The sequence below is a fragment of the Nostoc sp. CMAA1605 genome (genome assembly GCF_021596505.1).
Lineage (GTDB): Bacteria > Cyanobacteriota > Cyanobacteriia > Cyanobacteriales > Nostocaceae > Trichormus.
Window position 1 is genome coordinate 45,609 of sequence record NZ_PJIZ01000018.1, and the last position, 19,603, is coordinate 65,211.

Genomic DNA, 19,603 nt, shown 5'->3' on the forward strand with positions numbered 1-19,603 from the left:
GTTTACACTCGGCGGATAATCGTCAAACCATCGCGCAGGGGAAGTAAAACCTGTTCGACACGAGTATCTAAAGCTACGGCGCGATTAAAGTCAGCAATAGCTTGGCCGTTAGCACTACGTTTGGCGGGAGGTAAATACACTTCTCCCTGTAGAAGTGTGTTATCAACACAAATAAAGCCTTGTGGTGCTAACAAGTTAGTATCTAGCAGCGTTTCTAGATAAGCTGTGTACTCTTTTTTATCGGCATCAATAAATACCAAATCAAAGGTTTCGCCAGCCGTGACTAATTTCTCTAGAGTTGCTAAAGCTGCACCTAATTCCACACGTATCTTTCCCCCGTGAGGAGATTGGTTAAAAGCCTTCTGTGCAACTTCCGCCGCATAAGGATCTACTTCACAAGCTACCAATACCCCATCCTCTGGTAAAGCTTCCGCCATTGCTAAGGCTGAATAACCCGTGAACATCCCAATTTCCAGCACTCTCCGTGCTTTGGTCATATGAACAAACATCTTTAAAGTTTGTCCTTCAATATGACCAGAAAGCATTTCCTGTTCTAGAGGACGCACCGTCGCACCGGCTGTAAAATGCTCACCCCAAGACTCTTTTGCAGTTATCTTGGCGAGTGCTGCTAAAGCCTCTGATTCTGGGGTAGTACATTCCTCTAGATAAGGGTCAATACCTGCTGCTAACTCCCAAGCTTGGGTAATCTCTGCTACCAAATCAGCAGATAAATCTTGATGCTGCTTAACTTGTTTGACAACAGCCTCTAACTTCTTAGTTAAGATTCCCAAAGGTGTGACAGGTCTAGCTGTCGGTATGTCTATCAAATTCGTCATAATTACTCTAACTCCGCGTACCTCTGCGTTTACCTCAGCGAACCTCCGGGTTTAAACTCATCACTTCCCGACAGCACTCCCTACCAGTTCCTTCTGACTGCTGAGAGGATACATATCTACACCTTCACCACCACGGGGATACTGACTGCAAAGTTCCTTATGTTCTGCTAAAGCTGCGGCTGCTTCGGCTTTGGTAAAATCATTGACAAAGAAACATTCCCCGATAGGCCTTGGCATGGCGGCTCTCAATAAACCATCTCTAGTTAAGGTGATAGACTCAGTAGCACGCCACAATAACTCCTCATCCAAGAGGGGATGGTCTAGTGCTAGACCGATACGACTCATTAATCCTAAAATGCGATCGCGCTCTTGAATTGTAATGTAGCCTCTGCGTGCAGCAATTGTCGCTGACAAGGCCATATCAATATTCACAGCATGACCGTGGAACATGGGTATATGTGGCGCGAGTTCCAAGGTCGGACTCCAGGTGTGACCATAAGCAATTACCCTATCTAGGTCTAACTCGTGGAGGTTGGGAACTTCTAATTCCAACATCTTTTTGATGGCTTTGTAGGTCAGTTGATGCGCTACTTCTTTGATTTCTGGTGTAGCGTCAAGATTGCCGAAATGAGTATGTAGTAAGTCTTCGCCGTACTTCTCCAACAATTCAAATACTTCTTTGTGTCCTACTACAGCGATTTTGACTAACTCCGCCATTCCGTTGCGTACTTGGTCTGTTGGTAAAGTCCCCAGCAAGGAAAAGTCTAGGAAAACTTTGCGGGAAGCATGATACGCACCCAGGCGGTTTTTCAGCTTTTTATGGTTGACTGCGACTTTAATCGCCACACTAGCATCAATTAAGCCAATTAAGGTAGTAGGAATACGGATGTAGTTACTACTGCGGCGGTATGTAGAACAAGCAAAACCCACAACATCCGTCACTAAACCACCACCCACTACTAAGACTGGTTCTTTGCGGACTAATTTGAAATCTGCAAAGATATCAATCACTTGCTCAAAAGTTTGAATGGTTTTATTGGGTTCGGTAATAGTGATGGGAGCAAGTGTCAAATCAATTCCGTGATACTGGAAATATTTTTCTATTTGTTTACCGTAGAGACGACTAACGTTAGCATCTACCACCGCTAAACAGCGTCCAAAATCCTTGTATACATCTGCCAATTCAGAGTTTCTGAGTTGAAAAACTCCATCTACATAAACCAAATCATATTCAATTTTTTCATAGCCTTCCACATGAAAAGCTGTATTTGTAGATTCAAGTTTACTTTGAACTATGCTCATATTCCTGTCCTTTCACTACAAAAAATAACTTATTTTTTTGCCTGACAATTATTCATGAAGTCAGCAGCAGACATCACACTGAAATTGATGAATACAATAGTGTAATAAAGAAACTGTTGGTGATGACCTTAACTTAAATCATGCTTGAGAGATGCGCTAAACACTTACAGCACAATCATTAAATCATTTATATGATGATGTTAAGTTTCGGTTAATTTGGTGTCTCTTGTAAGTCTGAGCAGAAAAACTACATGAATCGCCTGCTATTTTAGCGGTGAGATACTGAAATTAAGCTAAATACAATAGCCGTCAGTATCACATTCTGTGAACAAGATTTGTAGCGGTCACAATGCCACTACAAATTTTTTAACATTTTCTTCACATTTATAAACATATCACTGTTTTATTTAAATTGCATCCAATTTTGAAAAATTAACTATGGGAAATATATAAAAACCTTATATCAATCCTGAGAAATTACAAATTGTGAGTCTTTGAAACTTTCCTGATGATTGGCTGTCTCAATGATTAATGAATACCAATTGACAACTAACATTCATCAGTTATTGTTTACAATTTCAGCATGACATAGACCCTCTTTTAATTAGAAAAAAGAGTCTGTTTGTCGTCACAGTTAATGGACTTGCAAGACTAATTCAAATTGGAGACATAAAGCCAATAACTCAAAGCTTTGATGCAGTATATACAGCCAAAGAATTTAGCGTTTCGCCTGCAAATTAAACTTTTGGGCAATATTCGTAATTAAACTTAACAAATTTACTGCCCATCTTAAACCTTGATTAATATACTTATTCCTAGACTTTAAGGGCTACAAGTCTTGATTAATCAGTGTTTAAGCAATTAATAGCAGATGTAATGACTACCAAATAGCTTAAGAATAGCTTTACATATCTAAACATAACACTGTTTCTCAAGGATTGCACCTAGACTCAAGGTAGATTTGCCCAAATTCAGGAAATATGGGGTGTATTCCCAATTTTGGATTAAAAGTCTAGGGACTTCCAGATAAAAAATATCTAAACTGTAGGGTGCGTCAGTGCGAGAAAACCTAACTATACCAAGAGGTTATTTATACTGACGCACCCTACTAAGCTGTTTATTTGGGATAATTTATTTTTTGGTTTTCCTCTAAATTCGTCAGCTATTCCAGAGAAACAAAAGGGAACGGGGAAGTTTTCCCTGTTCCCTATGGAAACTAATACATTTAGTCATTCGGAGAATTTTTATAGGTCAGAATCTTCGTGAAACTAATAAATTCATCACGATTTAAGATTTTTCGCCATATTCCATATCGTTAGCTTCAGCATAACGGTGCATAAAGCGCATGAATCTTTCCCAATGATCATCACGTTCAACTTCAAATTTGCACTCTACTCCCCGCAGTTCGTCGCCTTCATCACCCCCAAAAATGAAGCGAGTCGAGGAGGGGGTGATATTAATTTCACCTTCTTCATCAGTTAACAGTAAGGCATTTAATGATGGTTTGGTAAAGCTATTCAATCCTTCTAAAGCCTGCAATTGCTCAAATTGCATCATGACAATGCGTTTACCTGTACGCACTTCCCGGCGTAAACTAACGTTACTCAGTTCTTCATAAATACCTGCGAAAAACTGAATTGAGGGAGGAGTTGAAGACATAATCACGATTTGGATTGAGCGAACAGGGCATGGGAGTTAAATTTGTTTCTCCTACATCCCTTTATCTTACAACTGCTGGAGTTATCTAGGTGGGTAATATTGCTGATTTACCGCCGGGGGTTGATAAACATTAGTGGGCATGGTGGTTGCTGGTGCATTCGTTCCAGGGGGTTGATAAATATTGGTGGGGATGGTGGTTGCTGGTGCATTGATTACAGGGGATTGATAGCCTGTTGAGGGGATGGTGTTAGTGGTGTTGCTTGGTGTGGGGGGGGTTTGGGTAAATTCTTGGTAAGCGGCGCGAGAAACCGAACTGATAAATTTTTCGGCGCGGGGGTCATTATTGGGACGTTGTACCATGACGACGGCAATGTAACGCTTGCCTGTAGGGGTGTCAATTATACCTGCGTCGGCTAATAAAGTACCGATATCGCCTGTTTTATGGTAGGCGCGCGCACCTGCATCTAAGCCAGCAGGTAAAAGCTGATCTCGCTGTGTGCGGCGCATGATATCAAGGATTTGGTCGCGCGATCGCATAGTAACTAACTTACCTTGACTAACCATCGCCAGTAAATTGCCTAATTCCTTGGGACTGGTGGTGTTTGTCCCTGACAAATCTGGTAGTGGGTTGCGAATAACTGTGCTAGTTAACCCCCAACTTTGAAAACGCTGATTAACTGCTTCTATTCCGCCTAATCTAGCAATCAACATATTGGTGGCGGTGTTGTCGCTGACGGTAATCATTTTAGTAGCGACTTCCAAAGCTGGATATTGTGTACCTGCTGGTTTGTATTGGAAATCCCCTGAACCACCAACAATCATTTCCTGTTGTATGGTTAGCATTTCATCTAGGCGGATTTTCCCAGCGTCTACGTCTTGGAAAAAGGCAATTAAAATCGGGACTTTAATGGTGCTAGCGGCTGGCAAGCTGTTATCAGCATTGAGATCGACATATCCCCCAGTGTCTAAATCTGCTAAAAATACCGCCGGAGTCAGATTAGGATTAGCTGCGGCTAACTCTTGTACCGCATTTTTCAAAGTGGGAATTTCTTGGGATGGAGACAAAGCAGGAGTGGGGTTAGTTGTGGCGGGTTTTGGCTGGATTTGTCCACTATTATTAGATGCGGTTGGAGTGGTGGAAGGGACGCGATTTGCTGGATCAAGGACTGATAAGACTGTACCGACGATCGCACCAATTCCAACTCCCACAATCAATAGACGGATGGCATATAAAAAAGCTCTTGCCATTGGTTTTAACCGCGTTTTTTTCGATACTCGTCTACCCATTGGTACAGGCTGTCTTTGTACTCGCACCGTCTTCACTTTGACATTGCTTGGCGGTGCTGACATCTGCCTAGTTGTGGTGGGGATGGGTTTGACCGCAGTAGGCATGACTAACCCTTGTGGTTTGGGCTTTCGTGTCTTAGGAGTGACTTGGTAAGGCAGAACATTATTATATGAGTTTGTGACTACCGTTGCACCAGGCTCAACAGGTTGTTGTTTGGGAACTTTGACTTTTTTGACTTCCCCTTGAGAAACTGTACGCGATCGCTGGCGACGATTGGCGGGTTGTCGTCGTGAAGAAGTTCTGCGTTTGTTACCTAACTCTGACACTGTCACTCCTTGTGACTCACTTAAAAATTGATTTTAAAGTAGTCCCGATGAAACTTATTTCACTCGCCTTGCATAAAAGCACGACTATTTACCCAGTGTAACTACTAGTTAGTAGTATTTTTGTGTTTAGTTTATGTCATCTTTAAGACTTTGGGAATGATTTTTGGGATTTTGGCCAATAGTCAATGGTCAATGGTCAATAGACCTCTTGCAAAAGTCATGATTTTAGCGTCTTTCTTTGCGACTTTGCGCCTACCCTTCTCCTTCGGAGACGCTAACGCGAACGGGAACGCCAAGGGCGAATGCGTGAGACAAAAAAAGATTTATGCAAGAAGTCTAATAAATGGTCAATAGTCACAGTTAGTTATTCGTGGGGATCTGGGCTATTTTGGCTTTTTGGATGATTAATTGCCCATTCGGCTTGCCGGAACAAACCACGTAGCATTGCGACTTCATTGGTTGTCAGATGGGCGCGATTGTAAATTTGCCGGAATTTTTCCATACGGCTGTTCGCTGTGTGGGGATATAAATAACCAATATCTAAAAGAAAAGATTCTAATTGCTGATAATATGCTTCCACTAGCTCTAGGGGGGCTAGTTCGGTGGATGTCATAGCGGGTGTAGGTTGTGCTTGTGTAGGTTGTGCTAGTTCGTAGCAGCAAATACCGACAGCACTAGCTAAGTTTAAGGATGGATAAACGGGACTGCTGGGAATATGAACCAATCTATGGGCATAATTTAATTCTTCATTGGTTAATCCCCGATCTTCCCTACCAAAAATTAAAGCTGCGGGTTGGTTAGTTGCTTCTAATAGCCAAGGTAAGGCGGTTCTGGGGGTTTCTAAGGGGAAGGGACAATGGAGATCGCGTCCGGTGGTGGCGATCGCACTCACACATCCTTGCAAGGCTTGTGGTAGGGTATCAACTACAATTGCTGATTCTAAAATCTCTTTGGCATGAACCGCCATTTTCATGGCTTCTGGAGAGAAGCGATCGCATTGGGGATTAACTAATACTAAATGCTCTAATCCAAAGTTTTTCATCACACGGGCGGTTGAACCTACGTTCAGGGGGCCAGCCGGTTCTACTAAAACAATTCGCACTCCAGCTATAGATGAACTAACTTGATCCACTACGTTCACAAACTCTTCGACAATACAGCTTACAAATACAGGTTACAGCCAAGTGTCAAGCAAAGGAAAATTCTAGAATCACTTTTGGGAACAATTGATGTAGTCGGGCGCATATCTACCAAATTCCTACTATCCATTTAAACTCAGCATTTCTACATCAATCATGAAATTTACTCAAGCATCTCTATTGATGATCGCCTGTGGTTTACCTTTGTATTACAACTGTCTCCCAATAGCTGCTTTCGCCGCCCAAAAGACACAGGTGCAATCTACAAATCCCAAACCAGATGGACTGATTAGCCAAGGTTTTAAACCACCAAAACGCAAAGGGCCACCAGTGAGTGCTGGCGGTGCTACTCGTGGGACTGTCTGCATTCAAGGGAAACAACTTGTTACTCCCCTCACTCCCGCCGGTAAATGGGGACTAACATTTGCTCAAAGACCGCAGTTTTTCTGGTATGTACCCCTAAGTTCAGCAAAAACGGCACAGTTTTTACTGTTGTCAGAAGCAGATAAAAAAATTCTATATGAAACTACTTTGAGCTTACCTAATCAGCCAGGAATTATTAGCTATACTCTCCCTGAAAATGCACCAGCGTTAGAAATCAATAAAACCTATCGTTGGTCACTAGTGTTAGTGTGTGACTCAGAAGATTTTAGTACAAACCCCAGATTTGAGAGTTTAGTGGAACGTGTTCAACCGGAAGCGTCATTATCTCAGAAATTAGCGAACGCAGATGCAAAAAAACTACCTGCAATCTATGCAGAAGCAGGAATTTGGTATGAAGCATTAAGTGCGATCGCGCAACAGCGTTATAGTAACCCCCGAAATGTGCATTCTATGTTGGGTTGGCGACAATTTTTAAACTCTGTCGGTTTAAATGCGATCGCTTCTCAACCTCTATTGGATTGTTGTCAAGCTGAAAATTCAGCATCCAAATAATCATGCGCTGGAAAAAACTTAAACCCTTTATCTGGCGGTGGCGCGGGATAATTTTTGCTGTACCTAGAATTACAGTCCTGGTAGTTATCTTACGGTTAACAGGACTGTTACAAGCATTAGAATTAACCGCACTAGACCAATTTTTTCTGCTGCGTCCACCAGAACCGCCAGATCAGCGAATTGTCATAGTGGAAATTAATGAAGAAGATATCCATAAATTTAGTAAATGGCCGATTTCTGATGCGGATTTAGCTAGTATTTTAGAGAAAATTAAACAGCAACAACCCAGAGCGATCGGTCTAGATATATATCGCGATTTACCTGTAGAACCTGGTTATGAAAAATTAGTGAAAGTATTTGCTAATACTCCTAATTTGATTGGTGTACAAAAACTTTCTAAAAGTTTCGATAGTGCCACGGTTAACCCACCACCAGAACTCCAAAAACGCCAACAAGTCGGCTCCAATGACTTACCTTTAGATGATGATGGTAGAGTTCGTAGAGGCTTACTCTACGTCAATTTTAATGAAGATGACGTTATCGAAAGCTTCGCTTTAAAGTTAGCTCTACTGTATTTGAAACCAGAAAAAATTACTGATAAACCTGCGGCTAATAATCCCAATTATTTACAGTTGGGTAAAGCAGTTTTTCCAATTTTTGAATCTAATAACGGCGGTTATGTCTGGGCTGATGATGGGGGATATCAAGTAATATTAAATTATCGAGGTCGCATCAAACAGCAGTTTGCTACTATCTCTTTATCTCAAGTCCAAAATAATCAGATTCCTCCTAATTTCATGCGAGGAAAAATCGTCTTAATTGGGTCAACTGCTGAAAGTCTTAAAGATTTATTCTACACACCTTACACGAGTAAAATTTTTGCATCTCCTGAACGGATGGCAGGAGTGACAATTCATGCTAATTCAATTAGTCAAATTTTAAGCGCGGCGTTAGAAGGTCGCACATTAATTAAGACTCTACCAGAATCAGTAGAATTACTATCAATTTTATTGTGGTCAATTATTGGTGCTAGTTTATGTTGGCAACAACGCCACCAAATTAATCAAAGAACACTTTTATTAGTCAGCGTGATTGTTGGGGGAGGGATGTTAGTCGGTGGCAGTTTTGTGGCGTTCTTACTTGGTTGGTGGCTACCGCTTATCCCTTCTATGTTAGCCTGGGGTGGTTCAGCGATCGCAGTCACACACTACATTGCTCAAAGTGCTGGCGAAATGCGCCAAACTTTAGGACGCTATCTCACTGATGAAGTCGTTGTCAATTTATTAGAAACTCCATCTGGTTTAAAAATCGGTGGTGAACGTCGTCAAGTCACATTACTATTTTCTGATTTACGTGGTTTCTCAGCAATTTCGGAACAATTGCCACCAGAAAAAGTAGTCCAAATTCTCAATCTTTACTTAGAAGTAATGACGGATATTATTAATAAATATCATGGCACAATTAACGAATTTATGGGCGATGGGATTTTTATCATGTTTGGTGCGCCTATTAGTCGTTACGATGATGCTCAAAGAGCGATCGCTTGTGCAGTTGAGATGCAATTAGCAATGGCACAAGTCAATCATCAAAATCAGCAAATGAATTTACCAAAGCTAGAAATGGGAATTGGGATTAATACAGGTGAAGTCGTAGCTGGTAATATCGGTTCGCAAAAACGTGCCAAATATACAGTCATCGGTAGTCATGTAAATTTAGCTGCACGGATTGAAACCTATACAGTGGGAGGACAAATTTTAATTTCTGAAAATACCTATCAAGATGCCCAAATTGAACTCAAAATTATGGGGCAATTAAAAATTGAACCCAAGGGAATTAAAGAAATAATTACTATCTATGATATTGTCGGCATTGGTGGGGATTATAATTTATATTTACCAGAAGATAACGATTTGATGGTAACTTTAGCATCGCCATTAACCATAGAATACACAGTATTGCAAGGTAAACAAGCAACAGGCATATTATTATCAGGGGAATTTGTGACACTTTCTGAGAAAAAAGCCTTACTCAAATCTACACATCCCCTCGAACCTCTAAATAATCTCAAACTCAGGCTAGTAAATGCCACAGAGGCAGATATTTACGCTAAAGTCATCACAATAGCCGATGAGCATCATTTTTTAATTAGATTTACCAATCTTCCGCCACAAGCCATTGAAATCATTAACTCATTGCTTGTCTAATGTAATAATCAGTAAACTGTTCCTTCTAAGACATTACCAGATTCAGTTAAGGAACACTTACCCCAATACGCGCAAGAAATTTTTCCCGTAGTATTTAATAGTGCTGTAGAACAAGACAGAGAAAAATAACGCGCTTTTCGTGTTGCTTGGAGTGCGTTTAAACTCGACTACGAAAAGGGTGATGATGACGAATGGCACAAAAAAACAGAATAATTGTATGTAATTTCTTTCTTTAGTTAGAAGAACATGGTAACTGTACTAGCTATCTTGTCTACTAGCAGTAGTAGTAACTAATATTTTGGGAATAATCAAACTGTCAGATAATCATCTGTATTTGAGAAATTCCCAATTTATTTTATTACAGATAAAAATTATTGCTATAAATCCAATTTACTAATTACCAATTAGACTGCGTTATGCTCTTGCTAAGAGTAATGACTAATGACTAATGACTAATGACTAATGACTAATGACTAATGACTAATGACTATTGACTATTGACTATTGACTATTGACTTTTTCAATAACTCATGAACTTCAGCATCTGTAGTTTGGGGAAAATCTTCGTACCACATACCTACGCTATAAAATTTACTGGGTGTGGAAATACAGACTATTTTTTCTACTTTGGGTAGTAATTGTTGATAAGTTTCAGGTGCAGCGACGGGGACAGCAATCACGATTTCTTGGGGACTTTTTTGTCTGACAGCAATCACAGCAGCCCACATAGTTGCACCAGTGGCTAAACCATCATCAACTAAAATCACTTTACGTCCTGTTAATTCTGGAAACGGTTCTTCACCTCGATATATGCTTTCTCGTCTTTCTAGTTCCCGTTGTTCTTGGGCTGCAACTCTAGCAATGATTTCATTCGTAATTTTGATATCATCGATAACTTGCTGATTAATTATACGGACACCACCAGAAGCGATCGCTCCCATCGCTAATTCTGGATTATCTGGTACGCCGAGTTTGCGTACTACTAACACATCCAAGGGGACTTTCAAAGCTTGAGCCACTTCAAAAGCAACGGGAACACCGCCTCTAGGTAAAGCTAAAACCAGCACGTCGGGACAGTTAGCATAATCCAGTAATTTGCTAGCTAGAACCTGTCCTGCGGCTTTGCGGTCTTTAAATAACATGATTTTACCCCCAAGGGGGAATTCAAAATTAAAAATACTCAATGTGTTCGCGGTAGCATTGCGTAGCAAAGGCTTGCACCTACAAAAGTTTTTGCTGCTACTGTCCAATTTTAAACAGATTCAAGATTCCATATCCTCTGACTCAGGAAGCGATATTTTGACTGTATCGGTATGTCTAATGGACTAATGCAGATAAATTGTTGACCATTGACTACTAATTTTTTTGTAACAAAATTTGTAACGGCCACATCTTTTGAGGTTTGACTCGTCTACATTGATGAAAAATCTACGGGGAATCCCTTAAGAAAGAGTCAATGTTGCTCAAAGATATACGGGATTATCAAATTCTATTTCTAGGCTTGTTCTTAGTTTTGGGTATCGGAACAAGGGATTGGACACTACGCCCGGAATTAATTGCAGTAGCGATCGCCACTTGTCTTTTAACACAGTGCCTTTTGTCATGGGTGATGAGGCAGGGGGCAGGTTTGTGCTGGGGGCAGGGGAGGAAGATTTTTCTTTTTCTCACAATGCCCAGTCCCCAGTCCCCAGTCCCTTAAATCTCCGCAGTGCTTTAATTACAGCATTGGGACTCAGTTTACTTTTACGGGCTGATCATTGGACGACAATGGCTAGCGCGGCGGCTAGCGCGATCGCTAGTAAGTTTTTCTTGCAAATTAATCAAAAACATTTCTTCAATCCCGCTAACTTCGGCATTATTGCTGCTTTGGTTTTCACCTCTGATGCTTGGGTATCTCCAGGACAGTGGGGTGAAGATTGGTGGTATGGGCTGTTATTTGCTGGGACTGGAGGCATGATTTTGCAACGTATCGGTCGCTGGGATACTACAGCCGCTTTTTTGGGTGCTTACTCTCTATTAGAAGCCATCCGAAATCTTTGGTTGGGTTGGACTTGGGATGTTTATTGCCATCGCCTAATGAGTGGATCTCTATTACTGTTTGCCCTCTTTATGGTCACAGATCCTCGCTCAATCCCTAACGCCCGACTTGGGCGCGTAATTTGGGCATTTTGCATCGCCATCACCACTTTTGTACTACGCAACTATTTCTTTCTCCCTACCGCAGTGTTTTGGGCTTTATTCATCTTTGCACCTTTAACTATTCTGTTCGATTTCCTCTGTACAGCCCCGCGTTTTGATTGGTTGGAAGAGAGGATTAGGGGTGTAGGGGTGTAGAGAGGCAGGGGGCAGGGGTGCAGGGGGCAGGGAGAATAACTTTCCAATTCCCAATTCCCAATTCCCAATTCCCAATTCCCAATGCACAATGCCCCATGCCCCATGCCCCATTCCCAATGCCCAATGCCCAATGCCCCATGCCCAGTTAACAACTTAATTTTAATGAGGTATAAAATGCAGCCTTTTCGATTAATTATTCCATTATTGTCAGTTTTAATGTCTGTATTGTGCTTTGCACCTACAGCTTGGGCGTTTTGTGGCTTTTATGTGGCAAAAGCTGATGCCAAACTTTATAACAAAGCTTCTCAGGTGGTGATCGCTAGAGATGAAAATCGCACTGTGTTGACGATGGCGAATGACTATCAAGGGGAAGTCAAAGATTTTGCGATGGTGGTTCCTGTTCCTACAGTGATTAAAAAAGAGCAAGTCCGTGTTGCAGACCCCAAGATTATTGAACGTTTAGATGCTTTTAGCGCGCCACGTTTAGTAGAGTATTTCGATGAAGACCCATGCAATATATCTGGTAACAGTGGAGATATATTTTTAGCTGCACCCTCAGCACGACAAGAAGAAGCAGAAAATTCCACACGCGATCGCGGTTTGGGTGTAACGGTCGAAGCACGCTTTAATGTAGGTGAATACGATATTGTCGTTTTGAGTGCAAAAGAATCTGGTGGTTTAGAAACTTGGCTCAATCGCAATGGTTACAAAATTCCCAGAGGCGCGCAACAGTTACTCAAGCCTTACATTCGTTCTTCCATGAAGTTTTTTGTAGCTAAGGTCAACCTCAGTAAATTTGCCCAATCTGGCTATGAATTTCTTCGCCCTTTGCAAATCTCTTATCAATCACCCAAGTTCATGTTACCGATTCGCTTGGGCATGATTAACGCCACCACCGAGCAAGATTTAATAGTTTATGTCCTCTCACCCAAAGGACAAGCTGAAATTACCAACTATCGGACAGTCAAAGTTCCCTCTAACCTGAATATTCCCGTATTTATCAAACAGGAATTTGGCGACTTTTACAAATCTACCTTTGAAACTGCTTACACCAAAGAAGGCAAGAGAGTTGCATTTTTAGAATATGCTTGGGACATGAGTAATTGCGACCCCTGTTCAGCAGAACCCTTAACTACAGAGGAACTCAAACAAGCAGGTGTATTTTGGCTAGATACTAATTCTTCTGATGAACCTGCACCCACTAACTTCCGTCGTCCTTTCCCTACCAATAATGTTTTTATCTCTCGCCTACACGTCCGCTACACCCGCGACAAATTCCCCGAAGACTTGATGTTTCAAGATACATCCAACCGCGAATCCTTCCAAGGGAGATATGTTTTGCAGCATCCTTTTACTGGCGAAGTGAAATGTCAAGCCGGAAAAGAATACAAGCGGTCTTTACCAAGACGTTTTGAACAAGAAGCCCAAACCCTCGCCAAATTAACCAATTGGAACATTCAAGACATCCGGCGCAAAATGCGTGTAACTGTAGGTGATATCAGAACATCCTGGTGGGACACCATATTTTCTTGGTTGGGAATTTCATAGCAATTCGCAATGGGACTTCTCTTCTCTACGAGAGGCTGCGCCAACGAGACGCTGCGCGTAGCTTGCTTCCCCGAAGGGATACGTCCCGCTACGCTAACGCAATTAATTGGCAAATGTTGCTTAACTCTAGCAAATTGCTGACATGGTGACAAAGGTCTACGTGCTATGAGCCTTATCCAGTCCGGCTTTGTAGCTTCTTTGTCACCCCGTCAATCCGGGAACTTAAACCCCCAAATGTTTTTAAAAGTTTGTAGTAAGGACTAAAGTCATGAATACAAACTGAGTTGTAACAAGTGTAACCTCACGACCTTTTTGATAACTGATGACTGTTAAAGTGGCTTTTGAGTTGGTATACCAACAGCACGAGGAAATTTAGCAGGTGTGGTTGCTATTTTTCGTAAATATAAACAGTGGCGAATGCTATTACTTAGAGGTGTAAAAAACTGTTCTATTGATTCAATCTCACCACCTAACTGCTGAACCGCATCTTGCAAAGCTGTGGTTTCTTCATCTGTCCAAGTACCGCGATAGATTACAGCCAAACCGTTTTGTTTGAGTAAAGGCAAAGTATATTCAGCACAAACTGAAGCATTACCAACAGCACGAATTAAGGCAATATCATACTTTTCTCGGTGCTGTGGTTGCTGTCCAATTTCCTCGGCTCTACTCACCAGAGTTTGAGCATGATTAATTGCTAATTCACTCAGGATTTTATCAATAAAAGTAATCTTTTTGCGGGTGGAATCTACAAGTGTAATTTGAGAATTAGGTGCAACAATTGCTATAGGCACACCCGGAAAACCCGCACCTGTACCAATATCAATGACAGATGCACCTGTTTCCAGAGACAAAATAAATTTTTGCTGTGGTGCAATTCCCCGCAAAGAATCCCAAAGATGCTTTTCCCAAAACTCTTGCGGTTCAGTAATGCGAGTTAAATTTAACTGACGATTCCCTTCAAGGATTAATTCGTACAACTGCTGAAAACGCGCTTGCTGTTCATCAGTAGGTTGCCAATTGAGAGTTTGCTGCCAAATTTCTGCCATTATTGGCAATGAGTTAGTCATTAGTCAATAGTCATTAGTCATTAGTTTTGGGGCATTGGGCATTGGGCATTGGGCATTAAGGTAAAATCTACCTTGTCTACCTTGTCCCCTATTCCCCAGTCCCCAGCGATGCACTGAGCTTGTCGAAGTGTCCCCATTCCCCAAGTTACACTGCGGCTTGAGGTTCTTTGACTTTCGCCTCCAATACAGCCGGATCTACGGATTCTAATTCACCGTGATTGAGTGTCCAGCAATAGTCTGCGATCGCCAGCATATCACCTGCGTCATGTGTTACTACTAACAATGTCCAGTCTTGTTTGAGTTTTGCTAATAAACTCACTAATTGCCGACGCATTGACCAGTCTAAGCCTGCTGTGGGTTCATCCAATAATAATAAATTGGGTTGGCGAATTAATTGCACGGCTAAGGCTAAACGGCGTTGCTGTCCTCCACTTAACGCATGAGGTGCGGCGGATAGGGATAAATGCTCTAATCCTACTTCGCTGAGTGTGTGTCTAACTCGTTCACTCCCTAATTCGGGATGTCCTAAACGCAATTCTTCCAAAATTGTCCCGCCACAAAAATGGCGTTCTGGAAACTGAAACACTAAACCAGCTAATTGTTGTAGCTGTTCGGAAATGAGTTCTTGTTCTCGCCAAAAAACTGCGCCTGATGTGGGTTCAGCTAGTCCAGACAAAATCTCTAGTAGGGTACTTTTACCAGAACCGCTAGGGCCAATAATCAATCCTAGCTTTTGGGTGGGTAACTCCAAATTAGTGGATTTTAGAATTGCTGTAGGGCAAGCTGTGGGATGATAAGTTAAATTTCTGAGATAGAGCATTTGTTAAGATTACCAAAAATTTGGCGTTGCTTGGGGATTGGGGACTGGGGATTGGGGATTGGGGACTGGGGACTTGTACTGAGCTTGTCGAAGTATTGGGTATGGGGAGTAAATTATGGATAAATCCAAGTATTATCAATAAATTCAAATTTAACAGTTAAAATCCGCTTGTTTCCTATTGTGGCAATTTTATTCATAAGTAATAGCTACAACCAATATGGGAACTTGAAAAAATTATTACAGTCTTTTTGGAGAGAGTATTTTAGCCATCAAAGATGCGATTTTTAGTTACATATTTTTTCTATTTTAAGTAACATATCAAACTATTTAAACCGCAATTTTTCTGAGGCTGGTAATGACTAAAATTTTCTTTTTTCCCCCAATGCTGAGATTTTCCCTATTTACTAGACTAATGCAGGCGACTTTGGGCGTAGCGATCGCCCTCAATTTTGGGGTAAGTCCTAGTTTAGCCGGCGATCCTTTCCGCACTAATCAACCCCATAACATCGGCAATAATACAGAGGCTGCTTTTAAAGCGGTATTCTACAAAGGTGATTATCCAACTGCCGAGCGTTATCTCAAACAAGCAGCATCGAGCGAGTCAGATGAGCCTCTAGTCTATGCCATGAAGGCATCTCTGGCTTACATGAATGGAGATTTAATAGGACTAGATAATTACAGTAAGAAAACCCTAGAAGCAGGAAGCAAATTGCTGGCTACTAACGAATTAAGGGGTAATATTTACATAGCTGTCGGTCATTTCTTAGAAGGTGGCGTAATTTTGACGCGTGAAGGCACAATCAAAGGCGCGCCCGAAGCCTTAAGCCGCCTCAGACAAGTATATCAATACCTCAATCAAGCAGAAGCGATTTCGTCTCAAGACCCAGAACTAAATTTAATTAAGGGTTATATGGATTTGATGCTATCCGTAAGTTTACCCTTTGCAGATCCAGATGACGCAATTGAACGTTTAGAAAAGAACGCCGCACCCGAATATTTAACCAATCGCGGAATTGCGATCGCCTATCGCGACTTAAAACAATACTCCCAAGCCTTAAATTACGCCAACCGCGCCCTAAAAGTTGCACCCGACAACCCAGAGTTGTATTATCTAAAAGCCCAAATTCTCAGAGAACAAGGAAGACAAGACAAAAACCAGCAACTAATTAAAGAAGCAGTCTCTAACTTCGACAAAGCCTTAGCCAAAAAATCCCAACTCCCCAGAGATTTAGTCAGACAAATAGAACGCGAACGCGACGGCGCAGTTAACAGTTTAAAAAGTATTTGAAGGGAGCAGGGGAAGCAGGGGGAGCAGGGGGAGCAGGGGGAGCAGGGGGAGCAGGGGAAAAAACTAATGACTAATGACTAATGACTAATGACTAATGACTATTGACTATTGACTATTGACTATTGACTATTGACTAATATGCACATCCAATTTCGTGAATTTAACCCCTTTGATGTTTGGATTTGGTTGAAATTTACCACTGTTCCTTCTGAACGGGAAAAACAATATATAGAAGAAGTATTTAACTCCTGGTTTTACTTGGGAAAATTAGGCGCGTTTAATGCTGAGAATCTGCAAGTTCAAGAAACTGGATTAGATATCAGCTATATGGATTATGATTCCCAAGGTTATGACAAAAGCCTACTAGCTCTCATGCACAACATGGGTGAATTTGAGTATGAAGGACAGTGGGGACGTTGTTGGTTTGACTTGGGAACAAGTGATGCGATCGCTTTAGATATTCTCATTAATGCACTCACTCAACTTAGTGAAGAATACGTCACTCTTGAATCCCTATATATCGGCGGAGAAAATGAAGATTGGCCTGTCGAAGATAGTGAAAGTCGTGCTTACTCTATTTACGATAATTAACTCCAAAAATGGGCAAGAAACGTGACATTAGGGTTATCACCTTGGGACTAATTCGAGATGAGGAGAGGATTTTTGTCTCCGAAGGTTATGACCCTGTAAAACAATCCACATTTTACCGCGCTCTTGGTGGTGGTGTTGACTTTGGCGAAACTAGCTTAGAGGCATTAAAACGAGAATTTCAAGAAGAAATTCAAGCTGATTTAACTAATATTCACTACTTAGGTTGTATAGAAAATATATTTACATACGACGGTCAGCCAGGACATGAAATTATTCAATTATATCAGTGTGATTTTGCCGATGTTAAATTCTATCAACTAGAAAGTCTAGTATTTTCTGAAGGGGAAAATCATCAACATACTGCATTGTGGATGGATATTTCTCGGTTTAAATCTGGTGAACTCACATTAGTACCACAGGAGTTTTTTAACTATCTTTGAGACAAATAAAAAAACTGCCTCAGAAGTATCACACCTCCAAGGCAAGCAAAGCTATCAATTATTATTCTTAGCTATCTAAAGTTGCTTCACTTCCGCAACCAACTTAGACACCATATCTTTTGCACTACCAAATAGCATTGTGGTTTTATCTTTGTAGAACAACTCATTATCTACACCAGCAAAACCTGCACTCATCCCGCGCTTAATTACAATGGTGTGTTTTGCCTTATCTACCTCTAAAATCGGCATACCGTAAATAGGGCTATTAGCATCACTACGCGCCGCCGGATTGACTACATCATTTGCGCCAATGACTAAAGCGACATCTGCTTGTTCAAACTGAGGGTTAATATCTTCCATGTCATACAACTGGGTGTACGCCACATTCGCCTCAGCTAACAAAACATTCATGTGTCCCGGCATTCTGCCCGCAACTGGGTGAATGGCATACTTAACATCAACACCCATACGCTCTAATTGGTCTGCCAATTCTCTCACACTGTGTTGTGCTTGGGCTACAGCCATCCCATAACCAGGAACAATCACCACAGAACGAGCATAACCCAACATCATTGCCCCTTCTTCGGGATCAATACTGTGGACGGTGTGATCTGTTGTACCAGCTGCCGCACCACCAGCCGCACTGGAACCTCCCGAACCAAATGCGCTAAACAGTACGCTGAAGAGGGAACGGTTCATGGCTTTACACATGATTTCCGTGAGGATGATACCAGAAGCCCCCACCAACGCACCGGCGATGATTAACATATTATTCATCACCACAAAACCAGCAGCAGCCGCCGCGATACCTGATAAGGAGTTTAGCAGGGAGATCACAACGGGCATATCGCCACCACCAATGGGGATGACGAACATCACACCCAGAACTAGGGATACAGCTACGACACCTAAAAACACAGGTAAGCTATCCGGTGTGATGATTAAGTAGGCACTACCCGCTACATAAGCACCCAATAACAACAGGTTAAATGGTTGCTGTAGGGGGAATGTAATTGGTGAACCGCTAATTAATCCTTGCAGTTTAGCGAAGGCGAGAAAACTACCTGTAAAAGTGACACCGCCGATTAACACATCCAATAACATGGAAATGTTGACATCTAAAGGTACAGGCGCGCCAGTATCCAAAAACCGCCAAAATTCAGCCACCGCAACTAATGCGGAAGCTGCACCGCCTAAACCATTGAGTAAACCCACCATTTGGGGCATTTCTGTCATTTGGACTTTGTAAGCTGCGATCGCACCAATTGCCGAACCAATCGCCAAGCCTAACAAAATCATCTCATAGTTCAATACGTGCTGGTCGAGCATGGTAGCGACAATCGCCAGCAGCATTCCCACAGCCGCAATCACATTACCATTGCGTGCAGTGGCGGGAGAACCGAGTTTTTTCAAACCCAGAATAAATAAAGACGCAGCGACTAAGTACGTCAGCTGAATCCCAGTTGGTAAAAAGTCGCTCACGCTTTAACCTCCTTTTTCTTAAACATTTGCAACATTCTGTCAGTCACCAGGAAACCACCAACGACGTTGACTGTCGCTAATATCACCGCAATTAAACCGAGAATTACAGATAAATTGGTGTTTCTTTCTCCGGCTGCTACTATCGCCCCAATCACAGCAATCCCCGAAATCGCATTTGAACCTGACATCAGGGGAGTGTGTAACGTCGGTGGGATTTTATTGATAACTTCAAAGCCGATGAAAGATGACAACACAAATACAAACAAAGCCGCAATTAATGCCTCTGTCATTGAAATCTCCTTATTTATTAGGGGTGTAAGGGTTTAGGGGTGTAGGGGGGTGA

General features: G+C 41.8%; 18 protein-coding genes and 1 pseudogene. 9 read left to right on the plus strand and 10 right to left on the minus strand.

Annotated features, from left to right (window positions below):
* Window positions 1–2 precede the first annotated feature (2 nt).
* The 5 genes from CV014_RS09155 to CV014_RS09175 all read right to left on the minus strand — a co-directional run bounded on the left by CV014_RS09155 (window position 3) and on the right by CV014_RS09175 (window position 6,552).
* On the minus strand, window positions 3–836 hold the full coding sequence (locus tag CV014_RS09155) for an O-methyltransferase (RefSeq protein WP_236141740.1): 834 nt from the start codon (window positions 834–836) through the stop codon (window positions 3–5).
* 60 nt (window positions 837–896) lie between these two features.
* Complete coding sequence (locus CV014_RS09160; RefSeq protein WP_236141741.1) at window positions 897–2,138, minus strand: sedoheptulose 7-phosphate cyclase; 1,242 nt, start codon at window positions 2,136–2,138, stop codon at window positions 897–899.
* Between the two features lie 1,287 nt (window positions 2,139–3,425).
* A complete protein-coding gene (gene psb28, locus CV014_RS09165) occupies window positions 3,426–3,797 on the minus strand; it encodes a photosystem II reaction center protein Psb28 (RefSeq protein ID WP_236141742.1) in 372 nt (123 codons plus the stop codon).
* A gap of 81 nt (window positions 3,798–3,878) precedes the next feature.
* Window positions 3,879–5,411 (minus strand): serine hydrolase, encoded by a 1,533-nt coding sequence (locus CV014_RS09170; protein ID WP_442946897.1) that lies wholly within the window; start codon window positions 5,409–5,411, stop codon window positions 3,879–3,881.
* A gap of 364 nt (window positions 5,412–5,775) precedes the next feature.
* Window positions 5,776–6,552 carry an RNA methyltransferase gene (locus CV014_RS09175; protein ID WP_236141744.1) on the minus strand — a complete coding sequence of 259 codons (777 nt, stop codon included), beginning with the start codon at window positions 6,550–6,552 and terminating at the stop codon, window positions 5,776–5,778.
* Between the two features lie 154 nt (window positions 6,553–6,706).
* Between CV014_RS09175 and CV014_RS09180 the strand changes: the two genes are divergently transcribed.
* From CV014_RS09180 to CV014_RS09190, 3 genes and pseudogenes are all read left to right on the plus strand, one after another.
* Window positions 6,707–7,486 (plus strand): DUF928 domain-containing protein, encoded by a 780-nt coding sequence (locus tag CV014_RS09180; RefSeq protein WP_236141745.1) that lies wholly within the window; start codon window positions 6,707–6,709, stop codon window positions 7,484–7,486.
* Window positions 7,487–7,488: 2 nt separating this feature from the next.
* Window positions 7,489–9,690 carry a CHASE2 domain-containing protein gene (locus CV014_RS09185; protein ID WP_236141746.1) on the plus strand — a complete coding sequence of 734 codons (2,202 nt, stop codon included), beginning with the start codon at window positions 7,489–7,491 and terminating at the stop codon, window positions 9,688–9,690.
* Window positions 9,691–9,735: 45 nt separating this feature from the next.
* Window positions 9,736–9,903, plus strand: a pseudogene (locus CV014_RS09190) (ChaB family protein); the annotation flags it as partial.
* A gap of 281 nt (window positions 9,904–10,184) precedes the next feature.
* Here CV014_RS09190 and CV014_RS09195 read toward each other — a convergent pair.
* Window positions 10,185–10,832 (minus strand): phosphoribosyltransferase, encoded by a 648-nt coding sequence (locus CV014_RS09195; RefSeq protein ID WP_236141747.1) that lies wholly within the window; start codon window positions 10,830–10,832, stop codon window positions 10,185–10,187.
* A 391-nt stretch (window positions 10,833–11,223) separates the two neighbouring features.
* On the opposite strand from CV014_RS09195, the gene CV014_RS09200 reads away from it, so the two are divergent.
* The gene (locus CV014_RS09200; protein ID WP_236141748.1) at window positions 11,224–12,024 is read left to right on the plus strand and encodes an RnfABCDGE type electron transport complex subunit D; all 801 of its coding nucleotides are present in this window, start codon (window positions 11,224–11,226) and stop codon (window positions 12,022–12,024) included.
* Window positions 12,025–12,198: 174 nt separating this feature from the next.
* Window positions 12,199–13,572, plus strand: a complete 1,374-nt coding sequence (locus tag CV014_RS09205; RefSeq protein WP_236141767.1) for a DUF2330 domain-containing protein — start codon at window positions 12,199–12,201, stop codon at window positions 13,570–13,572.
* A 329-nt stretch (window positions 13,573–13,901) separates the two neighbouring features.
* On the opposite strand, the gene rsmG is transcribed toward CV014_RS09205, so the two are convergent.
* Complete coding sequence (gene rsmG / locus CV014_RS09210) at window positions 13,902–14,639, minus strand: 16S rRNA (guanine(527)-N(7))-methyltransferase RsmG (RefSeq protein WP_236141749.1); 738 nt, start codon at window positions 14,637–14,639, stop codon at window positions 13,902–13,904.
* Window positions 14,640–14,784: 145 nt separating this feature from the next.
* Window positions 14,785–15,459, minus strand: a complete 675-nt coding sequence (locus tag CV014_RS09215; RefSeq protein WP_236141750.1) for an ABC transporter ATP-binding protein — start codon at window positions 15,457–15,459, stop codon at window positions 14,785–14,787.
* On the opposite strand from CV014_RS09215, the gene CV014_RS29945 reads away from it, so the two are divergent.
* The 4 genes from CV014_RS29945 to CV014_RS09230 all read left to right on the plus strand — a co-directional run bounded on the left by CV014_RS29945 (window position 15,460) and on the right by CV014_RS09230 (window position 17,778).
* Entirely contained in the window at window positions 15,460–15,582 is a 123-nt protein-coding gene (locus tag CV014_RS29945; protein ID WP_268964569.1) for a hypothetical protein, read from the plus strand. It begins immediately after the preceding gene.
* 232 nt (window positions 15,583–15,814) lie between these two features.
* Window positions 15,815–16,747 carry a Sll0314/Alr1548 family TPR repeat-containing protein gene (locus tag CV014_RS09220; RefSeq protein WP_236141751.1) on the plus strand — a complete coding sequence of 311 codons (933 nt, stop codon included), beginning with the start codon at window positions 15,815–15,817 and terminating at the stop codon, window positions 16,745–16,747.
* A gap of 138 nt (window positions 16,748–16,885) precedes the next feature.
* Window positions 16,886–17,338 (plus strand): DUF3531 family protein, encoded by a 453-nt coding sequence (locus CV014_RS09225; protein ID WP_103139715.1) that lies wholly within the window; start codon window positions 16,886–16,888, stop codon window positions 17,336–17,338.
* A gap of 8 nt (window positions 17,339–17,346) precedes the next feature.
* Entirely contained in the window at window positions 17,347–17,778 is a 432-nt protein-coding gene (locus CV014_RS09230; protein WP_236141752.1) for an NUDIX hydrolase, read from the plus strand.
* Between the two features lie 75 nt (window positions 17,779–17,853).
* Here the strand turns inward: CV014_RS09230 and CV014_RS09235 are convergent, their stop codons facing one another.
* Window positions 17,854–19,260, minus strand: a complete 1,407-nt coding sequence (locus tag CV014_RS09235) for an NAD(P)(+) transhydrogenase (Re/Si-specific) subunit beta (protein ID WP_236141753.1) — start codon at window positions 19,258–19,260, stop codon at window positions 17,854–17,856.
* Window positions 19,257–19,550: an NAD(P) transhydrogenase subunit alpha gene (locus tag CV014_RS09240; protein ID WP_236141754.1), complete on the minus strand. Its 294-nt coding sequence runs from the start codon at window positions 19,548–19,550 to the stop codon at window positions 19,257–19,259. Before CV014_RS09240 ends, CV014_RS09235 begins: the two co-directional genes overlap by 4 nt.
* Window positions 19,551–19,603: the final 53 nt, after the last annotated feature.